General features: G+C 41.9%; 15 protein-coding genes. 13 read left to right on the plus strand and 2 right to left on the minus strand.

Annotated elements, in window-relative coordinates:
• Positions 1–34: 34 nt before the first annotated feature.
• The 5 genes from PDL71_RS16855 to PDL71_RS16875 all read left to right on the plus strand — a co-directional run bounded on the left by PDL71_RS16855 (position 35) and on the right by PDL71_RS16875 (position 5,728).
• Positions 35–625 carry an HD domain-containing protein gene (locus PDL71_RS16855; protein WP_407523270.1) on the plus strand — a complete coding sequence of 197 codons (591 nt, stop codon included), beginning with the start codon at positions 35–37 and terminating at the stop codon, positions 623–625.
• Positions 626–737: 112 nt separating this feature from the next.
• On the plus strand, positions 738–1,412 hold the full coding sequence (locus PDL71_RS16860) for an HAD hydrolase-like protein (RefSeq protein ID WP_407523271.1): 675 nt from the start codon (positions 738–740) through the stop codon (positions 1,410–1,412).
• 2 nt (positions 1,413–1,414) lie between these two features.
• Positions 1,415–2,710 (plus strand): DUF5690 family protein, encoded by a 1,296-nt coding sequence (locus PDL71_RS16865; RefSeq protein ID WP_407523274.1) that lies wholly within the window; start codon positions 1,415–1,417, stop codon positions 2,708–2,710.
• Positions 2,703–3,830, plus strand: coding sequence for a TIGR03364 family FAD-dependent oxidoreductase (locus tag PDL71_RS16870; RefSeq protein ID WP_407523277.1), 1,128 nt, complete (start codon positions 2,703–2,705; stop codon positions 3,828–3,830). The genes PDL71_RS16865 and PDL71_RS16870 overlap by 8 nt, the downstream gene beginning before the upstream one ends.
• Before the next feature lie 110 nt (positions 3,831–3,940).
• Positions 3,941–5,728, plus strand: a complete 1,788-nt coding sequence (locus tag PDL71_RS16875; RefSeq protein WP_407523279.1) for an ABC transporter ATP-binding protein — start codon at positions 3,941–3,943, stop codon at positions 5,726–5,728.
• A 58-nt stretch (positions 5,729–5,786) separates the two neighbouring features.
• Here the strand turns inward: PDL71_RS16875 and PDL71_RS16880 are convergent, their stop codons facing one another.
• Entirely contained in the window at positions 5,787–6,086 is a 300-nt protein-coding gene (locus PDL71_RS16880; RefSeq protein ID WP_407523282.1) for a hypothetical protein, read from the minus strand.
• 171 nt (positions 6,087–6,257) lie between these two features.
• Here PDL71_RS16880 and PDL71_RS16885 point away from each other — a divergent pair, with 171 nt between their 5' ends.
• The 7 genes from PDL71_RS16885 to PDL71_RS16915 all read left to right on the plus strand — a co-directional run bounded on the left by PDL71_RS16885 (position 6,258) and on the right by PDL71_RS16915 (position 11,953).
• A complete protein-coding gene (locus PDL71_RS16885; RefSeq protein WP_407523285.1) occupies positions 6,258–6,509 on the plus strand; it encodes a hypothetical protein in 252 nt (83 codons plus the stop codon).
• Positions 6,510–6,587: 78 nt separating this feature from the next.
• Entirely contained in the window at positions 6,588–7,715 is a 1,128-nt protein-coding gene (atpB, locus tag PDL71_RS16890) for a F0F1 ATP synthase subunit A (protein ID WP_407523288.1), read from the plus strand.
• Positions 7,716–7,801: 86 nt separating this feature from the next.
• Positions 7,802–8,038 (plus strand): ATP synthase F0 subunit C, encoded by a 237-nt coding sequence (gene atpE, locus PDL71_RS16895; RefSeq protein WP_407523290.1) that lies wholly within the window; start codon positions 7,802–7,804, stop codon positions 8,036–8,038.
• Between the two features lie 93 nt (positions 8,039–8,131).
• A complete protein-coding gene (gene atpF / locus PDL71_RS16900; RefSeq protein WP_407523293.1) occupies positions 8,132–8,626 on the plus strand; it encodes a F0F1 ATP synthase subunit B in 495 nt (164 codons plus the stop codon).
• A 75-nt stretch (positions 8,627–8,701) separates the two neighbouring features.
• Positions 8,702–9,265 (plus strand): ATP synthase F1 subunit delta, encoded by a 564-nt coding sequence (atpH, locus tag PDL71_RS16905; RefSeq protein ID WP_407523296.1) that lies wholly within the window; start codon positions 8,702–8,704, stop codon positions 9,263–9,265.
• Between the two features lie 24 nt (positions 9,266–9,289).
• The gene (gene atpA / locus PDL71_RS16910; protein ID WP_407523299.1) at positions 9,290–10,870 is read left to right on the plus strand and encodes a F0F1 ATP synthase subunit alpha; all 1,581 of its coding nucleotides are present in this window, start codon (positions 9,290–9,292) and stop codon (positions 10,868–10,870) included.
• Positions 10,871–10,951: 81 nt separating this feature from the next.
• A complete protein-coding gene (locus PDL71_RS16915; protein ID WP_407523302.1) occupies positions 10,952–11,953 on the plus strand; it encodes a Fic family protein in 1,002 nt (333 codons plus the stop codon).
• 88 nt (positions 11,954–12,041) lie between these two features.
• On the opposite strand, the gene PDL71_RS16920 is transcribed toward PDL71_RS16915, so the two are convergent.
• On the minus strand, positions 12,042–15,404 hold the full coding sequence (locus PDL71_RS16920; protein ID WP_407523305.1) for a vitamin B12-dependent ribonucleotide reductase: 3,363 nt from the start codon (positions 15,402–15,404) through the stop codon (positions 12,042–12,044).
• Between the two features lie 445 nt (positions 15,405–15,849).
• On the opposite strand from PDL71_RS16920, the gene PDL71_RS16925 reads away from it, so the two are divergent.
• A complete protein-coding gene (locus PDL71_RS16925; RefSeq protein ID WP_407523307.1) occupies positions 15,850–16,605 on the plus strand; it encodes a geranylgeranylglyceryl/heptaprenylglyceryl phosphate synthase in 756 nt (251 codons plus the stop codon).
• Positions 16,606–16,617 lie beyond the last annotated feature (12 nt).

Here is a 16,617-nt window from a genome sequence, read left to right on the forward strand (position 1 = left end):
GTCATTATAGTTTTCGGTTTTAAATCAATGTGCAATGAACAAAGAAAAAGCCATGAGTTATGCTGATGAAATAATGGAGCTCTATCAAAAACACGGCGGCAATGAATACTATGGCGAAGCAGTTACACAACTGCAGCACGCCTGTCAGAGTGCAGAACTTGCAAAACAGCAGGGTTGTGATGATGAAATGATACTGGCTGCATTCCTGCACGACATCGGGCATATATGTGTAGCGCATCATAACGTACAGGTGATGGATAACTATGGCGTGATGAACCATGAAAAAATAGGCGCTGCTTTTTTGCGCAACAGAAAATTTTCTGAGCGATTGATTGAATTGGTGCAGGCGCATGTAAGTGCCAAACGATACCTTACTTATAAAGATGAGAATTATTACAAGCAACTTTCAGAAGCGAGTAAAAAAACATTGGAGTTCCAGGGTGGCAAGATGAGCAGAGATGAAGCATATATTTTTGAAGGCAATCCATTGTTTGAACAAATGATTGCCATGCGCAGGATTGATGAACTGGCAAAAGACGAAACCTTTGAGACTGGTGATTTAAACTATTATCATCAATTAATTATTCGCCATTTAACCGAGCAACCATCACCTGTAACATTTTAATCCGTGAGTAGCAAGATGTCTATCCCCTCCAAGGAGGGGCGGCTGGGTGTTACACATAAAAGATGATTAACAGGGGTGGGTTTCATCAGAACAAAAATTTTAAAATAAAAATATGTCTAACTACTCTCTCGTTGTTTTTGATATGGCCGGTACCACAGTTCGTGATAAAGGCAATGTAGCCGAATCTTTCATGAAAGCATTAGCTCAGCACAATATTACCGTGCCGTTAGAAGAAGTAAACAAAGTAATGGGCTGGCGCAAAAAAGAAGCCATTAAAATACTGTTACAGAAATTTCATACGGTTGATGAAGCGTTGATAGAAACATTGCATGAGCAGTTCACCCAAAACATGATTGACTTTTATAAAACAGATGAAACCCTGCAACCACTTCCCTTTGCTGAAGATGTGTTTGCAACACTTCGCCATCAAAACATCAAAGTAGCGCTGAACACAGGTTTTACAAGAGCTATTACTGATGTACTGCTGGAACAACTCAACTGGCAAAACGGAAACATGGTGGATGATGTGATTGCAAGCGATGAAGTGCAGGAAGGAAGGCCGCATCCTTTTATGATAAATGAACTGATGAAACGACATAATATAACTGATGCAGCTACAGTGGCAAAAGTGGGTGATACGGAAGTGGATATACTCGAAGGAAAAAATGCAGGATGCGGTTTGGTGATTGGCATTACCACAGGCGCTTATACAAGAGACGCATTGCAACCATATCAACCCGATAAAATTATTGACAGCTTACATGAGCTTCCTTCCTTAATTTTATGAGCGTGAGTGTAACACAAACTTCTTCATCATCATCGCTTTCATCCAAACAAATTCAAACGGCTTTGTATGCAGCGTTGATTGCATTTTTAACGTATGCATCTGTGTATGCGTATCGCAAACCGTTTACAGTTGCAGGCTTTGGCGACTTGCAATACTGGGGCATCCGCTATCAAACACTGCTTATTATTTTCCAGGTAATCGGCTACATGCTCAGTAAGTTTTACGGTATCAAGTTTATTTCTGAGTTAAAACGCATGGGGCGGTGGAAAACAAGTATCGTGCTGATTGGTATCGCCTGGCTCAGTTTGCTACTCTTCGCCTTACTGCCGCCGTTAGCAGGGTTGTTTTGTTTTTTAGTGAATGGATTTGTACTTGGCTTTATGTGGGGTATTGTGTTTAGCTATGTAGAAGGAAGAAAGGCAACTGATTTTATCGGTTCGGCCATGGCAGTGAGTTTCATCTTTGCAGGAGGTTTCACCCGCAGTGTAGCCAAATGGTTATTGGTAGAATGGAAGGTGAGTGAGCACTGGATGCCATTTTTTACAGGGTTGATTTTTGCTGCTCCGTTAGCCTTATTCATTTACCTGTTGGAAAAAATTCCTGCACCATCAGCAGATGATGAAGCAGAACGCACCAAACGTGTGCAAATGACAGGTGCAGACCGTAAACATATTTTGAAACTATTTGGTGGTGGTGTTATTATGATTACGGCTACTTATGCATTTCTCACCATCATCCGTGACCTGCGTGATAATTTTATGGCCAATATCTGGAATGATTTAGGTTATGGCAGCAACTATAAAATTTTTGCATCTACTGAAACGATTACCTCCATTGTAGTGCTACTTATTATGAGTCTGCTAGTATTGGTTCGCAGAAATATGAAAGCATTTCGTTTGATTCACCTGGTGATACTGGCAGGTTTTTTATTAGCAGGTATTTCTTCATTTCTTTTCAAATTCGATATGCTGGATGGTGCATTATGGATGCAGTTGGTGGGCATGGGTTTATACATGGCTTATATTCCGTTCAACTGTATTTTTTTTGAACGGATGATTGCTGCGTTTAAAATCAGTGGCAATGTTGGTTTTTTAATTTATATAGCTGATGCGTTTGGTTATTTAGGAAGTGTGCTTGTAATGCTCAGTAAAGAGCTGTTGCATATTGAAGCTAACTGGTCATCATTTTACAGCAATGCTGCCTTACTCTGCGCTATCATTGGCATTGCAGGAACGTTCTTTTCACTTTCCTATTTCAATAAAAAATATCTGAAAAGCAAATCACCTTATTATGAGTAGCAAACAGGCAATTGTAATTGGTGCAGGCATTGTGGGTTTAGCTACTGCACGTGCGCTGGCATTGAAGGGTTTTAGTGTAAAAGTTATTGAACGCAGCAGTAAAGCAGTTGGCGCTTCAGTTCGCAATTTCGGAATGGTGTGGCCTGTTGGTCAGCCTGAAGGTGAATTGTATGAACGTGCATTACGAAGCAGAAGTATCTGGAAAGAATTTTCGGACAAAGGTGTATTCTGGAGCGATGCAGTTGGAAGTATGCATGTAGCTTATAATGAAACAGAATGGAAAGTGTTAAATGAATTATACGAAGTTTATAAAAAAGACCGACCCTTACAACTGTTGCATCCTGATGAAGTTTTAAAAAAATCAGAAGCTGTAGTGCCATTGAATTTAAAAGGAGCTTTGTACAGTGCTGATGAATTGATTGTGGACCCACGTGAAGCCATTGGCGCTTTGCCCGCTGTGTTAGAAGAAAAGCATCATGTAGAATTTCATTGGGATAAATGTGTGAGTTATATTTCTGACGGTACCGTGTATATTGGCAATGAGGAACAGTTTGAGGCTGATATAATATTCATTTGCAGCGGTGCTGATTTTGAAACACTTTATCCTGAATCGTTTAACGAATACCCGCTTACCAAATGCAAACTGCAGATGATGCGTATGGCAGCACAGCCCAATGACAGGCGTATTGGTCCTGCATTATGTGGTGGTTTATCACTCATTCATTACAACAGTTTTAAAGCAGCTCCATCCTTGCCTGAGTTAAAAGCAAAGTATGAAGCGGAGATGAGTGATTATCTTGAATGGGGTATTCATGTAATGGTTTCTCAAAATGGTGCAGGTGAATTAACAGTAGGCGATTCGCATGAATATGGTACTACACTTGAGCCCTTTGATAAAGCATTTATCAATGAATTCATTCTGGATTACTTAAAACGATTTGCACAGTTTAAAGACAGTCGTGTTATTGAAACATGGAATGGCATCTATCCCAAACTCACCAATGGGGATACGGAGTTATTTTTTTCACCTGAAGCAGGCGTGTATGTATTGAACGGATTGGGTGGCGCAGGTATGACGTTGAGTTTTGGACTGGCAGAGGAAGTGGTGAAAGGATTGTAATTTATAATTGAAAGAATTTAAAACCGTTCATCCACAGCAATTCCCATCAGCAACAGATTTCAATCATAAGCTTCAAAGCATTTACCTTTGCCCATTAAATTTGAAAGGCTTTGAGCGATAGTACAGGTAAGAAAAAATTATTTGATTTCAGTTTGCTGCGGCGCATTCTGGCCTATGCAGCACCTTACAAAAAAAGATACCACGCCTCTATTGTATTGGCGATTGTGCTGGCGGTAATGTCGCCCCTGCGTCCATGGCTCATCAATAAAACGGTGAATGATTATATCCAGAACAACGTGGCGCAAATGGTGATAGTCATTACCATAATTCAAATCGGCATCATCATCATTGAAACAGTGCTTCGCTTTCTGTTTTCCTATTTTACTGCATGGCTGGGGCAAACCGTGGTAAAGGATTTGCGTACACAGGTGTTTCAGAAAATTCTGCATCTCAACCTGCGGCAGTTTGATAAAACACCCATCGGCACGCTTACTACCAGAACAGTAAATGATATTGAAACCATCAGTGATATTTTTGCAGAAGGCTTTATTCCCATACTTGCCGATCTGCTCACCATTATTGCCGTGCTCTTCACTATGTTCTTTCTCAACTGGCAATTAACCCTGGTGTGTTTGATTCCGTTTCCTATTCTCATTATTGCCACATATTATTTCAAAGAAAGTGTGAACAAAAGTTTTCATCGTGTACGGAATGCAGTGGCTGCTCTCAATGCGTTTGTACAGGAGCATATTCAAGGCATGCAGGTAGTACAGGCTTTTGCTGTAGAAGAAAAAGAGTTCAATAAATTTCAGAAGATTAATAAGGAACATCGTAATGCCAACATCAAAGCCATTTTTGCATACTCGGTGTTCTTTCCTGTGGTGGAGATTATTTTAGCCGTTTCATTAGGTTTATTGGTTTGGTACGGTGCCGGTCAATCCATCGGCAATATCAACACCAACGGTACCAAACTGGCAGGTGAAGTAATGGCCTTTATTTTATTGCTGAATATGTTATTCCGTCCGCTGCGGGTGATTGCGGATAAGTTTAATGTATTGCAAATGGGAATGGTAGCGAGTGAACGGGTGTTTGGTGTTTTGGATAATAAGGATTCTTTAAACCCACCCGCTCAGGGTTACAACCAGGCTGCACAAATCACCAATGGTAAAATTGAATTCAGCAATGTATGGTTTGCGTATGCAGATGAAAACTGGGTGTTGAAAAATGTTTCCTTTAAAATTAATCATGGTGAAACGGTTGCTCTTGTAGGTCATACAGGCAGCGGCAAAACATCCATCATCAGTTTGCTCAACCGTTTGTATGAAATTCAGAAAGGAAGTATTTTAATTGACGGTCATTCTGTTTCCACCTTTGAGCCTGATGCCTTGCGGAGTAAGATTGGAGTTGTGCTGCAGGATGTGTTTTTGTTTGCAGGAAGTATTACTGAAAACGTTACGCTTCGTAATGAAAACATCAGCAAAGAAAAAGTAGTAGAAGCTGCCAGGCTCATCGGCATGCATGATTTTATTATGCAGTTGCCAAATAACTACGATTACAATGTGATGGAGCGTGGCGCTACCATCAGCCAGGGACAACGACAGTTGCTGAGTTTTATGCGTGCACTCTTGTACAACCCCTCTGTTTTAATTTTGGATGAAGCTACTTCATCTATTGATACCGAATCAGAGCAATTGATCCAGCATGCCATTGATACATTAATTGAAGGAAGAACGTCCATCGTTATTGCCCATCGTCTTTCCACCATCCGCAAAGCAGATAAAATCATTGTGCTGGATAAAGGTGAAATCAAAGAAATGGGTACCCATGAAGAACTTTTGCAGCACAACGGGCATTATGCAAAATTGTACAACATGCAGTTTGCAAAAGCTATGGCATAAAAAAGTCATCCCGCAGAAGCGGGACGACTATCAAACACTGCTTATGGAGTAAACAATATTATTTGAGTTGTTTTTCTGAAATAAAGCCACCTGCTGCACTGAATATGGCCTGCCATCTTTGAGCGCCTAACCAGAATTTTACTTTATAAGTGTTACCATCCTCCCGCTGCCATTCAATTTCGCCACCGGCGTTGGGGTATTTTGCTTTAAATGCATCCATTACTGCGGCAGGTACCTGTGCAGTTGATAAAGCAACAGATCTGGAAGAAGAATCATCAACACCCGCCGGGTTATCAATACTTTTTGAGCAGGAAGTCATAATCAAGAGGAAACCAAGCATCGCTAATAAGTTTTTCATGTTTTGAAGTTTAAAAGTTGTAAATGAAAGAACACTGTAAATGTAAAAGCGCTTACAAACCGTAACAACTGATTCGAACTGAGCGGGAAGAGCAAGAACTTTAACAGGAGAAAAACCGGTATGAAAGTTTAATAGCCGTAAAATATCATCAGGATTTTATAATTTGTAACAATGCCAGAAAAAGATGAAAATAATAAAAACCAAAAGCCACATGTCATTTCCATCAAACATATTCCTTTTGAAGAGCAGGGAGCATATGAAATCGAAAGAATAAGAAAAGCAATTTTAATGAGTGATATGGAAAAGTTTCGGTTATTCTGCCGTATGCTCAGAATTGGGATTATGTTCAAAAATGCTATAATAACCCACAAAAAAGAATGGGTAGAAAATGACCTTAAAACGCCTCCTGATTCCCCTGAATAACTTTTTTCAACTTTCCCCGTTTCCGCCCCTTTTTTTCACACGCCCACCCTTATCTTTGCGCCAAATTTCAGAACGGGTATGCGTCATTTGAGTTTCAAATCCTTACTGGTAGCGGTTTTCAGCACAATTTTCATGTTTTCTACGGTTACTGTTTCAGCTCAGCATGAGCCGGAAGGGCACGAACCTGCCACCCATGAAACCGGGCATGAAGGCGAGCACGCCCCAAAAAAGGAAGGATTTGATGCCAAAGAAGTGATTTTTGGCCATATCATGGACGGTCATGACTTCCATTTTTTCGATTGGAACGGCCATCCGGTTGGTTTTCCCCTTCCCGTAATTCTTTATTCCCAGCAAAAAGGTCTTTCCGTGTTTCTCTCCTCTAAGTTTGAACACGGCCATGCTGAATACAAAGGTTACAAGCTGGTTAAAGAAGAAATCGGCGAAAAGATCGTTTCAACGGATCCCGCTGAACAGGTGTACGACTTCTCCCTTACCCGTAACGTGGTGCAGATGATTATCGCTTTGGTATTGCTGGTGTGGATCATGGTAAGCATTGCCGGTTCTTACAGCAAAGGACAGGGTGTGAAAACAGCGCCTAAAGGCAAGCAGAATTTCTTTGAACCCATCATTACTTTTGTTCGTGATGAAGTGGCAGTGCCAAACCTGGGGCCAAAAGCATCAAAATATCTGCCTTTCCTTTTAACCGTATTTTTCTTTATTCTTATCAATAACATTTTTGGGTTGGTCCCCGGCTCGGCTAACGTAACGGGCAATATCGCCTTTACAGTGATCCTGGGTGTAATTTCTTTCATCGTAATTCTTTTCAGTTCCAACCGTCATTACTGGGGTCATATCTTCAATCCGCCGGGCGTTCCTTTGGGTGTGAAGTTCATCCTCGTACCGGTGGAATTGCTTAGTGCGGTGCTCATCAAGCCGGGTGCATTAATCATACGTCTTTTTGCCAACATGGTGGCAGGACATATTATCATCATCTGTTTGATCTCGCTGATCTTTGTGTTCACCGAAAAATTAGGACAGGGCTTCGGTATCGGTTCTACTGTTATCTCCATCCCCTTCACCATTTTCATTTATTTCATTGAAATATTAGTTGCATTTCTTCAGGCCTTCATCTTTACCATGCTCAGTGCTGTATTCATCAGCCAGGCCATGGAAGGTGAACATCATCATGAAGAAGGAGCGCATTAGCCTCTATCCCCTCAAGGGGGGCGAAAGGCAACATTGAAATAAAGCATAAACTGTTTTTTATTTTTCACAATTATAAATTCACAAACATGGATTTAATTCTTTTAGAAGCGGTAGCAAATGCTGGTGGTGCTGTAGGTGCCGGTTTAGCAGCTGTAGGTGCCGGTATCGGTATCGGTCAGATTGGTAAAGGTGCTTTGGAATCAATTGCACGTCAGCCGGAAGCTTCCAATGATATCCGTGCAAACATGATCTTAACTGCGGCCCTCGTAGAAGGTGCTGCCCTGTTTGCTATTATCGTGGGCTTCCTTGCAATGGTACTCTAATCATTGCCGCTTAAACATTTTACTGCATCCAATGCACAGGGCGGCGGATGCAGTATTTTAAAAAAACGTTGAACGATTTAAAATAAAAAAATCATGGGTTTACTTACTCCTGCTTTTGGTTTGTTATTCTGGACCTTATTGGCTTTCCTGGTTGTGTTTTTCATTTTGCGTAAATACGCATGGCCTGCCATCATCAAAGGATTGAGTGAAAGAGAAAAAGGCATTGCTGATGCGTTAGAAACTGCTGAAAAAGTAAAAGCTGAAATGGCGCAGTTGAAAAACGAAAATGAAGCCTTGCTGGCGAAAGCCCGTGAAGAAAGAGCGCAGCTTTTAAAGGAAGCACGTGAAACAAGAGATAAGATTGTGAACGAGGCGAAAGAACAAGCCAAGGTAGAAGCCAATAAAATTATCACCGATGCACAAGCTGCCATCAACCAGCAGAAGATGGCTGCTATCACTGATTTGAAAAATCAGGTAGGTAACCTGGTGATTGAAGTGAGTGAAAAAGTATTGCGTCGTGAGCTCAGCAATAAGAACGAGCAGGAAGCTTACATCAACACGCTGGCGAAAGAAGTTAAATTAAACTAATTTGAAGATTTGGAAATTTGAAAATGTCTTAATTGATTTTCAAATTTTCAAATTGATAAATTTTCAAATTCAAACATGCAAAATCCCCGTCTTGCAGGCAGATACGCAAAGTCACTGGTGGTGATAGCCCAGGAGCAAAACCAACTGGAAACGGCGTATGCTGATATGAAATACTTACAGGATTTGTGTAAACAAAGCAAAGAGTTTGCAAATGTGTTACGCAGCCCTGTTATCCGTGATGAGATCAAAGAAAAAGTACTTACAGAAGTAGTGAGTAAGAATATCAGCCCTTTAACCAATTCATTTTTGAAGTTACTGGTTAAAAAGAATCGTGAAGCAAACCTTGCTGAAATTGCCGGAGCTTTTGTAGATCAGTACAATGAAATCAAAGACATTCACCGTGTGAAGCTCACTACTGCAGCACCCGCAAGTGAAGAAGTGAAAGCGGCGATCATTGCTAAAGTAAAAGCAGATGCAGGCCTGGCCAATGTTGAATTAGTAACAGAAGTAAAAGAAAGCATCATCGGCGGTTTTCAGTTGGAATACAAGGGAAACTTGATTGATGCCAGCATTGCACGTGATCTGAGAGATATCCAAAAGCAGTTTCAGAAAAATATATACGTTCAGAATATTCGTTAATCAAACTTTTTAAAATAAAGCGTCATGGCAGATATTAAACCAGATGAGATTTCAGCGATACTTCGCCAGCAGTTAAGCAACTTTAACGTTGGTGCTGATTTGGAAGAAGTAGGAACCGTATTACAGGTGGGTGATGGTATTGCCCGTGTATATGGATTGAACAATGTACGTTACGGTGAACTCGTTGAATTTGAAAACGGTGTTCGTGCAATTGCATTGAACCTGGAAGAAGACAATGTGGGTGTGGTAATGATGGGTGAAGGCAAAAACATTAAAGAAGGTTCTACTGTGCGCCGTACAGGTCAAATCGCCTCTATTAAAGTAGGTGAAGGCATGAGTGGCCGTGTGATCAACGTATTGGGTGAACCTATCGATGGTAAAGGTCCCCTCACAGGTGAGTTGTATGAAATGCCATTGGAGCGTAAAGCGCCGGGTGTAATTTACCGTGAGCCGGTAAAAGAACCACTCCAGACTGGTATCAAAGCCATTGACGCCATGATCCCCATCGGCCGTGGTCAGCGTGAGTTGATCATTGGTGACCGTCAAACAGGTAAAACAGCCATTGCTATTGACACCATCATCAACCAGAAGGAATTCTATGATGCGGGTAAGCCTGTGTACTGTATCTATGTAGCTATTGGTCAAAAAGCTTCTACCATCGCCGGTGTAATGAAAACACTGGAAGATAACGGAGCAATGAAATATACTACCATTGTTGCCGCTTCCGCCAGCGATCCTGCTCCCCAGCAGTTCTACGCTCCTTATGCAGGTGCAGCCATTGGTGAATTCTTCCGTGATACCGGACGCCCTGCTTTGATCATTTATGATGATCTTTCTAAGCAAGCGGTAGCTTACCGTGAGGTATCTCTGCTGCTGAAGCGTCCTCCGGGTCGTGAAGCATATCCTGGTGACGTTTTCTATCTCCATAGCCGTTTGCTGGAAAGAGCTGCCAAAGTGATTGGTGATGATAACGTAGCTAAGAATATGAATGATGTTCCTGACAGCATCAAGCATTTGGTGAAAGGTGGTGGATCTTTAACGGCATTGCCAATCATTGAAACACAAGCGGGTGACGTATCAGCTTATATCCCTACAAACGTAATCTCTATTACAGATGGTCAGATCTTCCTGGAAAGTAACTTGTTCCTTTCCGGTATACGTCCGGCCATTAACGTAGGTATTTCTGTAAGCCGTGTGGGTGGTAACGCTCAGATCAAATCCATGAAGAAAGTGGCAGGTACATTGAAACTTGACCAGGCACTTTACCGTGAAATGGAAGCTTTCTCTAAGTTTGGTGGAGACCTCGATGCTGCTACAAAGGCTGTAATTGACAAAGGTGGACGTAACGTAGAAATTCTGAAGCAGGCGCAATACACTCCATTCTCAGTAGAAAAGCAAATTGCGATCATCTACCTCGGTACAAATGGTTTATTGAACGCCGTGCCGGTTAAGCGCATCAAAGATTTTGAAGAACATTTCTTACAGGAAATGGATAACAAACTTCCTGATGTATTAGCTGAATTCAAGAAAGGTGCATTACCGGAAGATGGTATTAAGAAAATGGTGGATTTAGCTAACAGCTTAATTCCCCAGTACAAAGCTTAATTCATTTTTTGAAATAATACAGGAGCGTTTATAAAACGCTCCTTTTTTTTGGTCACTTCTTTAATATCGGATATTATAATTATGAATTTATCCGATTATTTTTATCTTTGTGGGGTGAACGCTGACTTAAGAAATATTGCTCCTTTAGAATCTTCCATTGAGCGGCTCTTTGAAAAACGCAGCCGGATTCAAAAAGGAAGGCCTTTGCCCAGTGCTTCCGTAAATCGAATACGGGATGATTTTGCGATGGAATGGACATACAACAGCAACAGCATTGAGGGTAATACACTTAGCCTGAGAGAAACCATTATGGTGCTGAAAGATGGTATTACAATAGGCGGCAAATCATTACGGGAGCATTTTGAAGCTATCAATCATGAAAAGGCCATTGATTATCTGTACAGTATTGTAAACAGCAAGTATGTGCTGCGCAGTATTGATATTTTAAATCTTCACGGCCTGGTGATGAAAAATATTGAAGATGAATTTGCAGGCCGCATCCGAAATGGTGCTGTACGTATTGTAGGTGCCAATTTTACCCCGCCTAATGCTTCCAGAGTTTCGGACCTGCTGGATGAGTTGATTGAATACATTAATACAAACCCACAGGGTTTAAATGATGTATTGCTGGCTACAGTATTTCACCATAAGCTGGTTTGGATACATCCGTTTTTTGATGGCAATGGAAGAACCGTTCGCCTGGCAATGAATCTACTGCTTATACGTACCGGCTTCCCTCCTGCCATCATTTTAAAAAATGACCGTAAGAAATATTACGACGCTTTGAATACTGCTAATAAAGGTGATTATTCAAAGTTGGCATTACTCATGATCCAGGCATTGGAACGTTCACTCAATATTTATATCAATGCCATTCCGGGTAATGATGAAACCTATGAATTGATCTCCAATATTGTAAGTGAAGACCAGGCTCCTTATGGCCAGGAATACATCAGCCTGCTTGCAAGACAGGGCAAAATTGATGCATACAAAGAAGGACGTAACTGGCTTACTACCAGAAAAGCGGTAGAAGCATACATAGAAGGAAGAAAACGAAAACGTGTGGTGAAGAAAACGAAGTGATTTCTTACTCTTTAGTCAAGCCCCACTTAACAAAAAGCCCCCTGCAAAAGCAGAGGGCTTATACCTATAAGGAACCAAGAATCGTCTATTAACTGCAACCCATACTGTTACCACAATTCAAACACTTATAACAGGTACCGCTGCGGATGGTAATGTGACCGCAGGTGTTACAGGCAGGCGCATCGCTTTGCATGCTTTTCGCTGCCATGTTTACTGCATCCAAACCCACTTCAGCTTTTACAGTGCTTGAGTAACGCTGTGTTTTCTGAACCTGTGGTGTTGTGGGCACCGCACCTACTACTCTCACATCACTTAACTCCGGAGTTTTTTTTTCGTATTCCAGACCCGTAGGCACATCATCCCAATCATCCATACCTGTGTTCATTACATCGGGCTTATCCAATACATGAACTAAGTCTGTACGACCTAAGTATTCATATGCCAAACAACGGAACACAAAGTCAACGATTGAAGTGGTTGTTTTAATGTTCGGATGGTCTACCATACCGCTTGGTTCAAACTTGGTGAACACAAACTTCTCTACAAACTCTTCTAACGGTACACCGTATTGCAAACCTACTGATACAGCGATTGCAAAACTGTTCATCAAACTGCGGAGTGTGCTTCCTTCCTTCGCCAGATCAACAAAGATTTCACCTACCGTTCCATCAGCATACTCACCGGTACGCAGGAAGAGTGTTTGTCCGTTGATCTTTGCTTTTTGTGTAAAGCCACGACGCTTCGCCGGTAATGTTCTGCGTTCTACAATGCGTGCCAGCTGACGCTTCAATTTTGTATCAGGTGATGCCTGTACACGGTTGTGCAATTCTTCCAGCAGTTCTTCTACTGTGAGTTTGCCCATATCAATCATCATGCTTTCAGTAGCAGCAGTTGTTTCTTCAGCCGCTGCATCTGTTTTCTCTTTCTTCTTATCACTCTTGGTGCTGAGTGGCTGAGAGAGTTTTGAACCATCACGATACAGTGCACATGCTTTTAATCCCATCTTCCAGCTTTCGTAATACGCTTCGGCAATTTCTTCCACACTTGCTTCATTGGGCAGGTTGATGGTTTTAGAAATAGCACCGCTTAAAAAAGGTTGTGCTGCTGCCATCATACGGATATGACCCATGTGGTGGATGTAACGCTCACCTTTCTTACCGCACTTATTGGCACAATCAAAAACAGGATAATGTTCTGCTTTGAGGAACGGAGCACCTTCCATGGTCATGGTGCCGCAGATATAATCATTGGCTTCTTCAATCTGCTTATCAGTAAAGCCCAATGCTTCTAATAAACTCCATTCAAAATCATTGTATTGCTCTGCACTGAAACCGAGACGTTGCAAACACTCTTCACCCAAAGTGAATTTATTAAACACAAATCCAATTTCAAAAGCAGAAGCCATAGCAGCATCCAGCTTTTTAATTTCTTCAGCAATAAATCCTTTTTCGCTGAGTGATTGTGGATTGATGTGTGGCGCACCATTTAATGAAGCAGCGCCTACTGCATATTTTACAATCGCATCAATTTCTTTTTCACTGTAACCAAGTTTTACCAAAGCTGCAGGCACAGATTGGTTGATGATTTTGAAATAACCACCACCGCTCAGTTTCTTAAATTTCACCAATGCAAAATCAGGTTCTACACCGGTTGTATCGCAATCCATTACAAGACCAATCGTTCCTGTAGGAGCAATTACTGTTGTTTGTGCATTACGGTAACCATGCTTTTCACCAAGCGCTACAGCATCATCCCAGCTTTTGCAGGCACTTGTCAACATATAATCAGGACAATATTGTGCTTTGATACCTTGTGGTTTGATGCTCAGTCCAACGTATGCATCTTCTGCATCATACGCAGCAGCACGATGGTTACGCATTACACGCAGCATATCTTCCGCATTTTCTTCATAGCGTGGGAACGCACCGAGGAAGGAAGCCATTTCAGCTGATGTTTTGTAAGAGATACCCGTCATGATAGCGGTGATAGCACCGGCAATACCACGGCCTTCTTCACTATCATAAGGAATACCCATTACCATCAACATAGAACCGAGGTTGGCATAACCAAGACCTAATGTTCTGTAATCGTAAGAAAGTTGTGCTACTTCTTTGGATGGGAACTGTGCCATCAATACAGAGATTTCCAGCACAACTGTCCATAAGCGACATACATATTCAAAACCTTCTACATCGAATGTTTGTGTTGCTTCATCAAACAAACGACGAAGGTTTACTGATGCCAGGTTACAAGCTGTATTATCAAGGAACATATACTCACTGCAAGGGTTAGATGCATTGATGCGTCCGCCCTTAGGTGAAGTATGCCATTCGTTAATTGTTGTATCATATTGTGTACCGGGGTCAGCACAACGCCATGCAGCATATGCAATTTGATTCCATACTTCCTGAGAAGGAATCTTTTTCATGGTCCGTCCGTCTGTACGTGCTTTGAGTTCCCAATCTTCACCTTTTTCCAGTCTTTCAAAAAACTCGTTGGGGATACGAACAGAGTTGTTACTGTTTTGTCCGCTCACAGTGCGGTAAGCTTCCCCTTCATAATCATGAGAATAGCCGGCAGCAATCAAGGCACCTACTTTCTTTTCTTCTTCCACCTTCCAGTTGATGAAGTCCATGATTTCCGGATGATCTAAATCAAGGCAAACCATTTTGGCAGCACGACGTGTAGTACCACCGCTTTTGATAGCACCTGCAGCACGGTCGCCAATTTTCAAAAAGCTCATCAATCCGCTGGAAGTGCCGCCTCCGCTGAGTTTTTCACCTTCGCCACGGATAGTAGAAAAGTTAGTACCTACACCTGAACCATATTTAAAAATGCGTGCTTCACGAACCCAGAGATCCATGATGCCACCATCGTTTACTAAATCATCGCTCACACTTAAGATAAAGCAGGCATGCGGCTGAGGACGTTCGTAAGCTGATGTTGATTTCTTTAACTCACCGTCATTGGCATCTACATAATAATGCCCCTGTGGCTTACCCTTAATACCATAGCTTTCATACAAACCTGTATTAAACCATTGCGGGCTGTTGGGCACACAAACCTGGTTGAGGATACTGTACACCAGTTCCTCATAAAAAATCTGTGCGTCCTGCTCGCTGTTAAAATAGTTATAACGCTCACCCCATGCTTTCCAGCAATTGGCCATACGATGTGCTACCTGCTTGGAGGAGGTTTCTCTTCCGAGAGATCCATCTGCCTGGGGTACTCCGGCCTTACGGAAATATTTCTGGGCAAGGATATCCGTAGCAATCTGACTCCAGTGCTTGGGTACCTCCACATTATTCATTTCAAAAACCACCTCACCGCTGGGGTTACGGATAATAGAAGTACGGTAGTCGTACTCAAACTGATCGAAGGGTGAAACTCCCTCCTTTGTAAAGCGACGCTGGAACTGCAACCGCTGCTGATTTTTTTGTTTGCCTGCCATAATGGTAATATCGTTTTGGTTAGTAAGGTTACGAAATCGTTAACGAACGAAGACAACGAAAATATTTTTTGATACGATACAGGCAAAACCCTAAATATTAACAAGGTGTGGAAAATAGCCAAAACCCTTGCCAGCATTGAATTTTTAAGTTTCTGCTTAAATTTTTTTGGCAGATACCATCAAATTTTCTAAAAGTAAGCCCGTACGGATGCGAATTGCTGCCGCCCTTGCCAGTATTGGGTTTGAGAGGCAGTGTAGTCGAAAAATATACTAACGGTTTTTATCAGGCGAAATATGTGCCGGCAGCTTTCAACCGGGTTGAGTTTCATGCCGGTAACCTTGCTCTGCTTTTTCATTCAAGTAAAAATTTACCGTTTCTTAGGCATGAAATTAAGATTGGTCAGGTAGCCCTTTTTTTGCATTTTTGCAGGGATCAGAACCATTAATGAATAACAGCATCTACCATATTCTCACCTCCCGCAAGCAAAACGGACAAAAATCTTTTGCCGTACTCATTGATCCCGATAAAGTGGATGCAGGTGCGGTGCAGCAATTGGTACAATTAAGCACAGAAGCAGGCGTGGATTATTTCCTGGTAGGTGGCAGCCTTGTTATTTCGAACCGGCTGGATGAAGTGGTGCAGCATATCAAAGCTTCCTGTAACATACCGGTCATTCTCTTTCCCGGAAGTCCTTCGCAGATTTCAAAATATGCAGATGCGTTGCTCTATCTTTCACTCATCAGCGGACGCAACCCGGAACTGCTGATCGGTCAGCATGTAATCTCAGCGCCTTTTGTAAAGCAAAGCGGGCTGGAAATTATTTCTACCGGTTATATGGTGGTAGATGGAGGTGCTCCTACTACTGTTTCCTATATCAGCAACGCCACTCCCCTTCCTTCCGATAAAAATGAAATAGCCATGTGTACGGCTATGGCAGGCGAAATGCTGGGCATGAAAGTAATTTATATGGATGCCGGCAGCGGTGCCAAACGCCCCATTACTGAAAGCATGATTCAAAGTGTGGCTAAAGAGATTACAGTTCCGCTTATTGTAGGTGGCGGTATTACGGATCCTGAAAAAGCATACCGCAATTGCAAAGCAGGTGCAGATGTGATTGTGATTGGTAACGCTATTGAAAAAGATGCTTCACTTATTAAAGAGATGGCAGCTGCCATTCATAGTGTGCCGGTGAAAGCATAACACAACTTATTT

Origin of the sequence: Lacibacter sp. MH-610, from assembly GCF_045780045.1 — a bacterium.
Classification (GTDB): domain Bacteria; phylum Bacteroidota; class Bacteroidia; order Chitinophagales; family Chitinophagaceae; genus Lacibacter.

Bases quoted from the DNA above. Each gene is read 5' to 3' on its own strand.
- PDL71_RS16855 (WP_407523270.1), top strand. From the start codon at position 35: ATGAACAAAGAAAAAGCCATGAGTTATGCTGATGAAATAATGGAGCTC.
- PDL71_RS16860 (WP_407523271.1), top strand. From the start codon at position 738: ATGTCTAACTACTCTCTCGTTGTTTTTGATATGGCCGGTACCACAGTT.
- PDL71_RS16870 (WP_407523277.1), top strand. From the start codon at position 2,703: ATGAGTAGCAAACAGGCAATTGTAATTGGTGCAGGCATTGTGGGTTTA.
- PDL71_RS16880 (WP_407523282.1), bottom strand. From the start codon at position 6,086: ATGAAAAACTTATTAGCGATGCTTGGTTTCCTCTTGATTATGACTTCC.
- PDL71_RS16885 (WP_407523285.1), top strand. From the start codon at position 6,258: ATGCCAGAAAAAGATGAAAATAATAAAAACCAAAAGCCACATGTCATT.
- atpB (WP_407523288.1), top strand. From the start codon at position 6,588: ATGCGTCATTTGAGTTTCAAATCCTTACTGGTAGCGGTTTTCAGCACA.
- atpE (WP_407523290.1), top strand. From the start codon at position 7,802: ATGGATTTAATTCTTTTAGAAGCGGTAGCAAATGCTGGTGGTGCTGTA.
- atpF (WP_407523293.1), top strand. From the start codon at position 8,132: ATGGGTTTACTTACTCCTGCTTTTGGTTTGTTATTCTGGACCTTATTG.
- atpH (WP_407523296.1), top strand. From the start codon at position 8,702: ATGCAAAATCCCCGTCTTGCAGGCAGATACGCAAAGTCACTGGTGGTG.
- atpA (WP_407523299.1), top strand. From the start codon at position 9,290: ATGGCAGATATTAAACCAGATGAGATTTCAGCGATACTTCGCCAGCAG.
- PDL71_RS16915 (WP_407523302.1), top strand. From the start codon at position 10,952: ATGAATTTATCCGATTATTTTTATCTTTGTGGGGTGAACGCTGACTTA.
- PDL71_RS16920 (WP_407523305.1), bottom strand. From the start codon at position 15,404: ATGGCAGGCAAACAAAAAAATCAGCAGCGGTTGCAGTTCCAGCGTCGC.
- PDL71_RS16925 (WP_407523307.1), top strand. From the start codon at position 15,850: ATGAATAACAGCATCTACCATATTCTCACCTCCCGCAAGCAAAACGGA.